Source organism: Treponema primitia ZAS-2, from assembly GCF_000214375.1.
Taxonomy (GTDB): domain Bacteria; phylum Spirochaetota; class Spirochaetia; order Treponematales; family Breznakiellaceae; genus Termitinema; species Termitinema primitia.
In genome coordinates this window covers 3,356,113-3,368,436 of the sequence record NC_015578.1, presented here as the reverse complement: position 1 = coordinate 3,368,436, position 12,324 = coordinate 3,356,113, and the positions used below count along the sequence as shown (strand labels likewise).

The window sequence follows — 12,324 nt, the reverse complement described above, 5'->3', positions numbered from 1 at the left end:
CCGGCCGTTGGCCTGTGACCCCCTGGTAGGGTATACTTTGATCAGGAGAGCGGAGATGGAATCACAATATCAGCATGATCCGGAATTAAGCTTTGAAAAGGTCTGGGCTCTGTTTCAGGAATCTGACCGGAAATTTCAGGAAGCCAGAGAGGAAATGGCCCGGGAGATTAAAGAATCCCAGAAGGCAACCCAAAAAATTGTCGGTGATCTGGGGCGGAAATTCGGCAGTGTGGTTGAACACATGTTCATCCCCAACTTGCACGCAAAATTTCGTCAGTTCGGCTATACCTTTGAAAAATCCTCGACCGATTTGCTTATTCAGGGACGTACCCATCAAATTTTTACCGAAGTTGATGTGTTCCTGGAAAATGGAGACTGCGCGATGGCGGTGGAAATTAAAACTCAGCCTAATATTCGCGATATTCTTGACCATGTAGAACGGATGGAAAAATTACGCCAATGGGCGGATTTGCACGGGGATACGCGGAAGCTCTACGGCGGCATTGCGGGGGCCATATTTCCCGACAATGTGCGGGACTACGCCCTTAAACAGGGTCTCTATGTAATTGAACAATCCGGCGATACGGTTACGGTCATTAGCCCTGAGGAAACTAAAGTCAGGGCTTGGTGATGGGAGCGCTCCTCCCGTGACCGGCAAGGTGACAGTCACCTTTTGCGGTAAGTTATTTTTCCTGCGAGGGGCCGCCTACAGCGCGGCTACGATTACTATAATGCAGTCATTAACTTCCCCGCTGTCGAATGTGCCCTTGCCCCTAAAGGCATCCTTCCAAGCATCGTTATAGCTGGTATTGGTACTTCCGCCGGGGACCTTCACCGTGACGATGTTGGGTGGACTTATGAGTACGTCAGAGAAAGTATCCAGCCCAAAAGAAGGGGTTGGGGTAGCGCCCAGGGTCACCGTTTCAAGGCTGGTGCAGTGGCGGAATGTCTGGTCGCCGAAAGTTTTCGCTGCGGGGAGGTTCGCCGTTGCAAGGCTGTCGCAGTTGTAGAATGTCTGGTCGCCGAAGGTTTTCGCTGCGGGGAGGTTCACCGTTACAAGGATGTCGTATCCGCTGAATGTCCCGCTGCCGAAGGTTTTCGCTGCGGGGAGGTTTACTGTTGCAAGGCTGGTGCACCAGTAGAATGTCCCGCCGCCGAAGGTCTCCGCTGCGGGGCGGTTCACCGTTACAAGGCTGTGGCATCCGCTGAATGTCCCGCCGCCGAAGGTCTCCGCTGCGGGGAGGTTCACCGTTTCAAGGCTAGTGCAGCCAATGAATACATAATTGCCGAAGGTCTCCGCTGTGGGGAGGTTCACCGTTTCAAGGCTAGTGCAGCCGTAGAATACGTCATCGCCGAAGGTCTCCGCTGTGAGGAGGTTCACCGTTTCAAGGCTAGTGCAGCCGTAGAGTACATTATTGCCGAAGGTCTCCGCTGTGGGGAGGTTCACCGTTTCAAGGCTAGTGCAGCCGTAGAATACGTCATCGCTGAAGGTTTTCGCTGCGGGGAGGGTCACCGTTTTAAGGCTGGTACAGCCATAGAATACATTATTGCCGAAAGTTTTCGCTGCGGGGAGGTCCACCGTTACAAGGCTGGTGCACTTGGCGAATGCAGAGTGGTTCACCGTAGTTACACCAGGGGCGCTGATGTTTTTGAGGCTGGTAAAGTAGGCAAACGCACCCCCTAAATAACCGTCTTTATAAGTAATGGTAGTTACCGTGGCGGGCAGGGTAATGGAGACAAAGCGGGCTAGGTCCTCATTCGATATATGTGGCTTGGGGATGCTTTCGCCGCTGCAGGCCGAAAGGTCCAGCATGATGGGTCCCCAGGATATGCCGGCGGTGATGCCGGATAAGATATCGTCCAGATCGGTGGAAAGATCCATCCCGGTTACGGTGACCACATAGGGGTCTACCGAGTTTCCCAATCCGGTTTTGCCTGCGATGGCTTCGGTAATGGGATTTCCGGTAATGGCAATGGTCAATACATCCGAAATATTGCCTGCCGGATCTTTTACGACGATGTAAGCTTTGTACTGGTTGCCTGGGGTAAGGCCGGTTATATAAATCTTGAATTGCCTTGGCCCTGGTGCAATAACGTAGTCGGTGTAATAGGCGTCGGTACTTGCTATCACTTCCTTAGCAGGTTCGTCTTCGCTTGCGCCCTGTACTACATAGTAGCAGGTTCCTAATCCGTCGGAAGTAAATAGCAGGATAGCAGTGATTCCTGCCGGGGTAGGCTGATAACTCATCACTATTCCTGCGCTTAACACGGGGGCGGTGGTGTCCGGCAGCAGCAGCAGCGGTAGCGTGGGGGTATTCTCCTCAGGGTTTTCACAGCCTATTAAACCGAATGCCAGCAGGAACACTAAACCAAGGATAAGGATAGAACGGAACAGGTGGGCGGAAGGGTTCTACTTGTTATATCCTAGTAAACCTATCGGGGGGGGGGGGGGGGGGGTAACGATACTGTATTACCTATCAACCTGTCAAGAGTGATTTTCATAGGTCGTTCTCCTTTTTTTACCCCTACGGGGCCGTTCAGGCTCAAAGGGCGTTTCAGTGTCCGTTGAGTCAAGAATAGCAAATTGCCCACGGCCTGTGAAGGGCTTGGCCTTCATTAAGGCAAATGCCAGCAGCTTCTCGCAAATTTCCCCATACGTATCCTCGGAGTAAATGTAAAACCTCCGATGAGGCAATTCGCCCTCTTGCATAAATTTTCACCTTAATGTATAATTATACACAATTAGAGCTCATGGAGGGTTTTGGTGATCGAACTAAAGGGGGTCTGTAAATCCTTTGGGCATTTGAAGGTTCTGAAGGATATCTATTTCCATGTTCGGGAAGGGGAAAAGCTGGTGATCATCGGCCCCTCGGGGTCCGGCAAGAGCACCCTTATCCGCTGTATCAACGCCCTGGAGGAGCCTGACGATGGGGAGGTTTTTCTCAATGGGGAACCCCTTTTGCGGACTACCCGGACCCATCTGGTGCGATCCTACTGCGCCATGGTGTTCCAGCAGTTCAACCTCTACCCCCACATGACTGCCTTGCAGAACATTACCCTGGCGCCCATCAAGCTGCAAAAGAAGAGCAAGGCCGAGGCGGAGGAAATTGCCTACCACTACCTGGATGTGGTGGGGCTCCGGGACAAGGCGACAGCCTATCCCTCCAATCTGTCCGGGGGGCAGCAGCAGCGTATCGCCATTGCCCGGGCCCTGGCGACCAAACAGAAGATACTGCTTTTTGATGAGCCCACCTCGGCTCTGGACCCGGAGATGGTTCAGGAGGTGCTGGACGTGATCATTCGCCTTTCCCGGGAGTCCATCACCATGGTGGTGGTGACCCACGAGATGGGCTTTGCCAGGCAGGTGGCGGACCGGATCATTTTCATGGACAACGGGGTTCTGGTGGAGGAAGGGAAGCCGGAAGAATTTTTTGAACATCCAAAAAATGAGCGCACCAGTGCGTTCTTAAGTAAAATTTTGCGTTGAATCTAAGGAGGAAGAGAATGAAGTTTGCGAAAAAAGTGGTGTGTGTAGCTTTGATTCTTGCGGCTGTGGCCGGCACTGTATTTGCCGGGGGAAAACAGGAAAGCGGTGGTTCCGGGGATGTGGACCGGATTAAGGGCCACGGGGTGCTGCGGGTAGGGGTTAAATCGGATGTGCCGGGATTCGGGCTCCAGAACCCGGCAACCGGGCTCTATGAGGGCTTGGAGATTGAGCTTGCCAAGCTCATCGCCCAGGAGATCTTTGGGGATCCTTCCAAGGTGGCCTTTACTCCGGTAACCGCCAAGACCCGGGGTCCCCTGCTGGATAACGGGGATATCGATCTGGTTATCGCTACCTTTACGGTTACTGAGGAACGGAAGCTGACCTACAACTTTTCTACCACCTACTACACCGATGCGGTGGGTATGCTGGTTAAGAAAGCTGCGGGGATCTCCGGGCTTAAGGACCTGGGGGGTAAGACCATCGGGGTTGCCCAGTCCGCTACTAGCCGGGTGGCGATTAAGGAAGCGGGGGACAAGATCGGGGTAAGTTTTGGCTTTGCGGAATTTGCCACCTATCCTGAGATCAAGGCGGCCCTGGATTCCGGCCGGGTTGATGTGTTCTCCGTGGATAAGTCCATTCTGGCCGGTTACCTGGACAATGAAACAGTAATCCTGCCGGAAGCCTTTTCTCCCCAGGAGTACGGCATTGCCAGCAAAAAGTCAAACACCGAATTAACCTCTTATATAGACGGCCTGATTAAAAAGTGGCTCAGTGACGGAACCATTGCCGGCTTGGTTAGCCAGTTTAAACTCTAGGAAAAGAGTGAGTAGCGGACCGTTTGCCCTGTGGCGTTGGGGGCGTTTATTTAAGGATTTCCCGGGCTTTTTGGAGGGCTTTAAGATCACCCTGCTGGTGTCGATCCTGGCCCTGCTCTTAGCCCTGATCCTTGGAATCATCTTTGGCCTTTTTTCTACCTCCAATAAAAAGATACTGCGGGCTATTGCCAGGGTGTATGTGGAAATTTTCCAGAATACACCCCTGGTGGTCCAGGTGTTCTTTGTATATAACGCCCTGCCCTATGTGGGGGTCACCCTGGATGTGTTCTCCATAGGGATGCTCTGCGTGGGTATCTATCACGGGGCTTATGTGTCCGAGGTGGTCCGGGCTGGGATTAGTTCCATTGCAAGGGGGCAGATGGAGGCCGCTAAGTCCCAGGGCTTTTCCTATCTCCAGGCTATGCGCTGGATCATCCTCCCCCAGACCCTCACCATCGTGCTGCCCCCTCTGGCAAACCAGGCGGTAAACCTCATCAAAAATACTTCGGTGATGGCCCTTGTCGCCGGGGGGGACCTGATGTACCGGGCTGATTCCTGGGCCTCCAACGGGACCCTGAGCTACGGCCCAGCCTATATTATTACCGGTGTCATGTACTTCATCCTCTGCTTCCCCCTGGTAAGCTGGGCCCGCCGCCATGAGCTGCGGATCAAAAACCGGGGGACCGGGTCAGGACCTGGCGGCCCTGGCCTTGTAGTTCCGGCTAAAGCCGGAACTACGGACCATATTCATCAGGGGGCGGCGCTGTGAACACCCAGGTTTTTGCGGATATCTTTACCCCCCCTAATGTCCGGTATATCCTGATCGGCCTCCGGACTACTTTGCTCATTTCCCTTGCCACCGTGGCGGCCAGCGTTGCCTTAGGCTCCGTGCTGGCCCTATGCAGAAATTACGGACGCCGTTTTTTCAGTAGGATAGCTTCTATATACATTGAAGTGTTTCGCAGTACCCCTCTCTTATTGTGGATACTGATCTGTGTGTTCATGCTGCCCTTTGGTACCTATCTGTTCCGGGGCGGCCTGGCCCTGACCCTCTACACTTCCTCGGTGATCGCAGAAATTGTGCGGGGCGGGCTTAACTCCATTGACAAAGGACAGTTCGAGGCTGCCCGGTCCCAGGGTTTCAGTTTTCTGCAGACCCTCAGGTACATCGTGCTGCCCCAGTGCTTCATGCGTATAGTCCCTTCCTTGATGAGCCAGATCATCACCACCGTTAAGGACACATCCTTTTTTGCCCAGTTCGCCATTGCGGAATTTTTCTTCAACAGCAAGAACCTCATGGGTATACTTTCCAAAAATACCGTGGTTAGCAGCGCCCATATTTTTGTGCTTTACTGTTTCATCGCCCTGGTGTACTTTGTGATCAACTTTTCCCTTTCCTGTATCGTGCGGAAGCTTGCTAAAAACGAACAGGGGCTGTCCTTGCACCCGGAACAGTAGGGGCTTCTTCTTTTACCTAAAACTGCGGCGGCTATTGTAAATTCCCCCCAAACTTTGTAGTATATTCCTATTCTTTTACCAATTTTTCCTAATCGAGGTTTCCCATGATTGTCGTTTTGTCCAAAGGCGTCTCCCAGCATGATAAAGAAATGGTCCGGATCTATCTGAAAGATCGGGGCTTTGCGGTACGGGATCAGGTCCTGGGGGACGATGAAGTTATCGGCGGAACCGGTAAGGGGGTGGTAGATCTCCGGGAACTGGGCTTGCTGCCTGGGGTGGAGCGGGTAGCGGCAACTTCCAAGCCCTACGAACTGGCCTCCCGGGAGAGCAAGCCTGGGAATACTATTGTCACCGTGGGGACAGGCACTTCCCAGGTTAAGATTGGGGGGTCCCGGATTTCGGTGATTGCCGGGCCCTGCGCAGTGGAAAGCCGGGATCAGATCATGGAAACCGCAGCCCGGGTCCGGGAGTCCGGGGCGGTGATGCTCCGGGGTGGGGCTTATAAACCCCGGTCCAGTCCCTACGCGTTCCAAGGCCTGGGTATGCAGGGCCTGGAATTTATGAAGGCAGCAGGTGAAGCCAACGGTATGCCCATCGTTACCGAGGTGGTGTCCCCGGAATTTGCCGGGCAGATGAAGGATCTTACGGATATGTTCCAGATCGGCGCCCGGAATATGCAGAACTTTGAATTGTTAAAGAAGGTCGGTTCCCTGGGTAAGCCGGTTTTATTGAAGCGAGGCCCCTCGGCGACTATTGAGGAATGGCTCCTTTCCGCGGAGTACCTCCTGGCGGCGGGGACCCGGGATGTGGTGCTCTGCGAGCGGGGGATACGCACCTTTGAGACCTATACCCGGAATACCCTGGATATTTCCGCCATTTCGGTGGTGAAGGGCCTTTCCCATTTGCCGGTCATCGTTGATCCCAGCCACGCCGTGGGGATCCGGGCTATGATCAGTTCCGCAGCCCTGGCGGCGGTTGCGGCCGGAGCTGACGGGCTTACGGTTGAAGTACACCCTCGGCCGGATGAAGCCCTTTCCGACGGACCCCAGTCCCTGTACCCCGAACAGTTTGAGCGACTCATGCGGGATATTGAAGCCCTGGCCCCGGTGGTGGGGAAGGAACTGCTCCGTACTCCCCGGCCGTCTGCGGGGAATGTGCTTAAGGTTTCCGGCAAAAGTGGGGCTTCGGCCACCGAAGCGGTAAGCCCAAGCAATCTGCCCATAGCCTTTTCCGGGGAAAGCGGCGCCTATGCCGAACAGGCCCTGATGCGAGCCTTCGGGGAAGAGGCGCCCCGGCTGCAGGCAGCCTCTTTTCGCGGGGTTTTTGATGCGGTCCTGGAAGGCGCTGCCGGCTTTGGGGTGGTACCTGTAGAAAACAGCTTGGCCGGATCGGTCCATGAAAACTACGATCTTTTCCTCCGTTACCCGGATATCGCCATGGTGGGGGAACTGAAGCTGCGGATTGTCCATTGCCTGATCGCCGATGAAAAGGCGTCAATCGAAAACATCAGCATAGTCCGCAGTCACCCCCAGGGCTTTGCCCAGTGCCGGGACTTCCTGGATAAGTACCCCGCCTGGCAGCTAGAGGCCTGCAACGATACCGCAACTGCGGTGGCCTCCATTGCCCGGGAAGGGGCCACCAAGGTAGCCGCCATTGCCGGGGAAGCGGCTGCCAAAGCCCATGGCCTGCGGGTACTCAAGGCGGGTATTGAGACCAACCCCCTGAACTATACCCGCTTTGTGATTATCTCCCGGCGCAATGGCAGCAACTTGGCGCCCATACCCCCCAGCCTTGGTTCAGATAAGCCGAATAAGGCGTCCCTGGTGTTTTCCGTCCCCGATGAGTCCGGGGCCCTCTTCAGCTGTCTGAAAATAATAAGCGACCGTGGGCTTAACCTTTCCAAACTTGAATCCCGGCCCATACAGGGCCAACCCTGGGAGTACCAGTTCTACGTGGATGTTACCATTCCCTCCACAGAGGATACCTTTGCCGGGGCGGTGGAAGAGCTGAGAACCCGGACAGAAAACTTTTATTTCCTTGGAGAGTACAGGGCTAGCTTGTAGTTGGAGGGACATAATTTATATGGATAATATTGATTTCTCAGCAAGCATATTGTATAATTATGGTGAAATAAGTAGTTTTTTTGTAGTTTCACTTGTAACACTCACGGAATTTATGGTAGTATCGAATGGAAATGAAAAGTGATATAGCGGTAACTGTTAATCGCCGTATAAAACAGGTTCGGGAAGCTCTGAGTCTTTCCCAGATGAAATTTTCCAAGGTTATATCTCTGTCCAGCGGGTATCTCGCAGGGGTGGAAGTAGAAAAGCGGAAGGTCAATGATCGGATCATTAAGCTGATTTGTGCTTCCTTTGGGGTAAATGAAAAATGGCTCAGGGATGGTCAAGGTGAAATGTTCAACCATGATCCTGCAAAGGAATTTACCAAATTGGTCGCCCTGTATAAGGAACTTGCTCCTAAATACCAGGAATATATCTTAAAGCAGATCGATCTGCTTTTGGATATGCAGGATAAACCCTAGCAGGTTTTTAGGCGGCTAAGTACTTCCTCAAAATCGCCAATACTTCGCTGAAATCAATGGGTTTTCCTATGTGGCTATTCATGCCCGCGGCAAGACACCGTTCAATATCTTCCTTGAACACATTTGCGGTCATGGCGATGATGGGGACCAATTTTGCCCTGGGGTGATCCGAAGCCCTGATCCGGCGAGTTGCCTCATACCCGTCCATGCCGGGCATATGGATGTCCATAAATATCAAATCATAGGCTTCCGGGTTAGCGCAGAAGGTATCCAGGGCGATCTGCCCGTTTTCCGCTTCATCTATGGTCAGGGCGGTGGGCTCCAGGATGGTAACCACAATTTCCCGGTTAATATCCACATCCTCCGCCAGGAGTATGCGCCGCCCGGCAAATTCATTCTCCCGGGGTTCTGCGGAGTCCTCCTGTTCGGCTGCCGGTATGGGGGAATCTTGTCCTGGCACAGATTCCGGAAGCTCCGCCTGGATGGTGAAAATGAAGGTGGAGCCCTTATCCGGCTCGGACTCTACCCAGATAGAACCGTTCATCATCTCTACGATTCTTTTAGAAATGGCAAGCCCCAGACCGGTGCCGCCGAATTTGCGGGAAATGCTGGAATCAACCTGCTGAAAGGACTGGAAGAGCTTGTCCTGCTGGTCCTTTGAGATGCCTATGCCCGTATCGGTCACCCGTACTTCCAGGGTGCAGCGGGGACTTAGGTCTTCTTCAAGTTCCTCCCCGGGGAGGCGGTCCGGAAAGGCAGCCACCAGGTACTTGGCAGGGACACCTTCATGGAAAGCGTTTTGATTCGTCAGCTTGCGGGCTGCTATGGTTATGGAGCCCTCTTCGGGGGTAAACTTTACCGCATTGGTGAGCAGGTTGGTGATAACCTGGGCAAGCCGCTGTTCATCCGCAATAAGCAGGGGCGGTATGTCTGGGTCCAGATTTACCCCAAGGGTCTGTTTTTTTTCGGCGACCCGGAATTCAAGGACATTCATCACCCGGCGCAGCATCTTTGAAAATTCAAATTCAGTTGAAGAAAGTTCAAATTTGTCCGCTTCAATTTTGGACATATCCAGAATATCGTTGATAACCCCCAGCAGGTGAGTGGAGGCGCCCTCAATTTTTTCCAGGCAGTAATCCCGGCGCTCATTTTCCTGGGTCCCCTTGGCGATGGTGGCCATGCCTATGATGGCGTTCAGGGGGGTGCGTATCTCGTGGGACATGTTGGCCAGGAAGCTCGACTTGGCCACATTGGCCTGTTCCGCCCGCTCTTTGGCGTTGATGATATCGGTCATGTCGTGGAAAAGGACAAAAGCTCCCTGGTAGTTTTCTGCGCTATTGAACATAGGGGTGAAGTGTATTTCATAATTCCTGTTGTTACCGTCCCCGCCCATGTCGATGATTTCCTCGGTCACCGAGGGACTTTTTTCCTCCATGGAAAGCTGGAACACCGATGCTATTTCGTCCAGAAGTTTTTCCCCGGCGAAACGGGCAAAAACTTCCCGGTAGGGGCGCTTCTTGATGGTTTCAAAATTCTTTATATGGGTCCTTCGGAGAAATATATCCGCGCAGTAAACAAACCGGCTTTCATCATCCAGGATGATGATAATATCAGGGCTGTTGGCAAAAACCATGTTCATGTAGCTGTCCTGTTTCATCAGCCACTGGTCTTTGATGGAGCGGACCATTTCGTAGATAATCGTCAGGGCCAGGACAAAGAAGTAGACCCCGCAAATGAGGATGGCTTCGGAAAAAGTATAATCAATCGCCCCGAGCCCCGGTATAAAGGTTCCGAAGATGGTGACCACAAACAGTATTAGTGCGGGGATCAGCCCCAGGGGCATACCCAGGGTAAAGATAGACATCAGGGGGTAGGAATAGATCCAGAGGCTGCCGAAACCATTGAGGTTGTTCTGGGCAAAAACCGAAAGCCCGCAGAATACGCCGAATATGGTGGTTACGATGAGGCCACCCAGGGTAAAGGAGAATTCGGTCCGCAGGAGGAGGAGATTGGTGAAGATCATAAAGCCGATGATTATCTGGAGCAGCCCCTGGTCGGTCATCCCGTTTCGCATATCCGAGACGCCCAGGGCAAGGATGAGGATCGACATGATGGTGTAGATAATATTGATAACGATAAGCCGGATGATCCGGTCTATATCCGCCCTGTCCTGCATTCCCGAGTATTTGCCGCTGGTCAGGATCAGAAAAAGCCGGTCCTTTGTTTTTATGGATGCCATGCCTAGATCCCCGCCTCTGTTTTAGGAGTATTTGAGGGAACATTTCCATCTCTGTCCGGATCCGGCTTTTTTTGCCACAGTTTTAGTGCGCAGGAAATTACCACCAGAATTCCCAGAATAAAGAGCAGGCAGGCGATAAGCAACTGGAGGCCATCAGAGGCCCAGTGGAAATTGCCGTTCAGAAACCTGAGTATCCTGGCTCTGGCGGTGAGGACAAGAGAGCTAAAGGTAACCAACAGCATGATTACCGTAGGGATAAAGAGCATGAAACCCCGGCGTTTGGTCTTTTTAAGGAACAGGGCGCAGGCGATAAGGGTAAGGGCTGCCAAGAGCTGGTTCGCCGCGCCAAAGAGAACCCAGATATTCTGATAGCCTAGGACCGCCAGTATATATGCGGGCAGCAGGGTAAACACCGATGCTGCGCCCTTGCTTGTCAGCACCTTGCCCAGCCAGGCGGTTTTTTTTGACCGGCTTTCGGATCCGGAACTGAACAGTTCCTGAAAGGACAGGCGTCCGAGCCGGGCCACCGTGTCTAGGGTGGTAAGCACAAAGGAGGAAACCGCCAGGGAAACCAGGGTAAAGGACATTTTTATGGGGAGCCCTATCTTGAACAGAAAGGTTGAAACCCCGGTAGCGAAGATAACCACCGGGGTTCCCGAAGGAAGCTTGCCCCCGTTGGACAGGGAACCCACGGCGATAAGGGCCAGTATCGCTACCAGGGTCTCCACCAGCATGGCCCCGTAGGAAATGGGCAGCATGTGCCGCTCATTGTTGATCTGCTTGGAAGCGGCCCCGGTAGCCACCAGGCTGTGGAACCCCGATATGGCCCCGCAGGCAATAGTTACAAAAAGCGAGGGGAACAGGAAATTGCCATCGACTTCAAAGCCCGTAAAGGCGGGTATGGAAAGCGTCGGAGCGGTAAACACTACCCCAATAAAAGCCGCGGCGATCATTGCCAGGAGCAGGAAGGAACTGAGGTAGTTCCGGGGCTGCCCCAAAAGCCAGACCGGCGCAATGGAGGCGACGAATATATAGCCGAACACCAGGTACAGCCAGATATTGTGGGGCAGGAAGATGGGGAAGAAAATGCCCAGGGCAATGCAGGCGATGAGAAGGTCCACGGCGATAATGCCGCTGGCAAGATCCGAGGCTTTCCGTTTCCGGATGAGGAACCCCAGGCCTATGGCGGCGGCGATAAAGAGGAAGGAGGCGGTGGCCACCGAGGCGTTGGTGGAATTCTCGAGGCCCTGGGCGTCAATGCCCGTAAAGGTTCCCGCCACAATATCCGCAAAGGCGGCGGCAATAAGTATGGAAAAAAGCCAGACAAAGATCAGAAAAAGCCGTTTCCCCGCCTTGCCCACATAGAGTTCAATCACGTAGCCTATGGATTTTCCCTTGTTATGGACCGAGGTGTAGAGGGCCGCAAAGTCGTGGACTGCCCCGAAAAAGACGGACCCTGCCAGGAGCCAGAGAGTTACCGGCAGCCAGCCGAACATGGCGGCGATAATCGGCCCATTGATAGGCCCCGCCCCGGCTATGGAGGCGAATTCGTGGCCGAAAACTACCGCCGGGGAGGTGGGCACATACTCTTCCCCATCCTCTAATTCTTGGGCAGGGGTCTTTTTTGAGGGGTCTATTCCCCAAGTACGGGCCAGATACCGGCCGTAGAGCAGGTAGGCAAGTGCCAGAACCAGGACGGAAATTATAAGCAGAACAAGCCCGTTCATCTAAACCCCTTTAATGGTAATCTCAGTTAAAATACTATACAATAAATCTTTGAATA

10 protein-coding genes are annotated in these 12,324 nt (G+C 53.4%); 7 read left to right on the top strand and 3 right to left on the bottom strand.

Going from position 1 to position 12,324, the window contains the following annotated elements:
• The first annotated feature begins 55 nt into the window (after window positions 1-55).
• On the top strand, window positions 56-631 hold the full coding sequence (locus TREPR_RS14515; protein WP_015709099.1) for a hypothetical protein: 576 nt from the start codon (window positions 56-58) through the stop codon (window positions 629-631).
• Window positions 632-706: 75 nt separating this feature from the next.
• On the opposite strand, the gene TREPR_RS14510 is transcribed toward TREPR_RS14515, so the two are convergent.
• The gene (locus tag TREPR_RS14510) at window positions 707-2,248 is read right to left on the bottom strand and encodes a leucine-rich repeat domain-containing protein (protein WP_015709098.1); all 1,542 of its coding nucleotides are present in this window, start codon (window positions 2,246-2,248) and stop codon (window positions 707-709) included.
• A 516-nt stretch (window positions 2,249-2,764) separates the two neighbouring features.
• Between TREPR_RS14510 and TREPR_RS14500 the strand changes: the two genes are divergently transcribed.
• From TREPR_RS14500 to TREPR_RS14475, 6 genes are all read left to right on the top strand, one after another.
• Window positions 2,765-3,487, top strand: coding sequence for an amino acid ABC transporter ATP-binding protein (locus TREPR_RS14500; protein WP_015709097.1), 723 nt, complete (start codon window positions 2,765-2,767; stop codon window positions 3,485-3,487).
• A gap of 17 nt (window positions 3,488-3,504) precedes the next feature.
• A complete protein-coding gene (locus tag TREPR_RS14495; RefSeq protein WP_015709096.1) occupies window positions 3,505-4,302 on the top strand; it encodes a transporter substrate-binding domain-containing protein in 798 nt (265 codons plus the stop codon).
• A gap of 7 nt (window positions 4,303-4,309) precedes the next feature.
• Window positions 4,310-5,071, top strand: a complete 762-nt coding sequence (locus tag TREPR_RS14490) for an amino acid ABC transporter permease (protein WP_245534747.1) — start codon at window positions 4,310-4,312, stop codon at window positions 5,069-5,071.
• Window positions 5,068-5,760 (top strand): amino acid ABC transporter permease, encoded by a 693-nt coding sequence (locus TREPR_RS14485; RefSeq protein WP_015709094.1) that lies wholly within the window; start codon window positions 5,068-5,070, stop codon window positions 5,758-5,760. Before TREPR_RS14490 ends, TREPR_RS14485 begins: the two co-directional genes overlap by 4 nt.
• Window positions 5,761-5,864: 104 nt before the next feature.
• Complete coding sequence (gene aroF, locus TREPR_RS14480; RefSeq protein ID WP_015709093.1) at window positions 5,865-7,823, top strand: 3-deoxy-7-phosphoheptulonate synthase; 1,959 nt, start codon at window positions 5,865-5,867, stop codon at window positions 7,821-7,823.
• A 125-nt stretch (window positions 7,824-7,948) separates the two neighbouring features.
• Window positions 7,949-8,302, top strand: a complete 354-nt coding sequence (locus tag TREPR_RS14475; protein WP_015709091.1) for a helix-turn-helix domain-containing protein — start codon at window positions 7,949-7,951, stop codon at window positions 8,300-8,302.
• Between the two features lie 7 nt (window positions 8,303-8,309).
• Here the strand turns inward: TREPR_RS14475 and TREPR_RS14470 are convergent, their stop codons facing one another.
• Window positions 8,310-10,541: an ATP-binding protein gene (locus TREPR_RS14470; RefSeq protein WP_015709090.1), complete on the bottom strand. Its 2,232-nt coding sequence runs from the start codon at window positions 10,539-10,541 to the stop codon at window positions 8,310-8,312.
• 2 nt (window positions 10,542-10,543) lie between these two features.
• On the bottom strand, window positions 10,544-12,268 hold the full coding sequence (locus TREPR_RS14465) for a carbon starvation CstA family protein (protein ID WP_015709089.1): 1,725 nt from the start codon (window positions 12,266-12,268) through the stop codon (window positions 10,544-10,546).
• Between the last annotated feature and the right edge of the window lie 56 nt (window positions 12,269-12,324).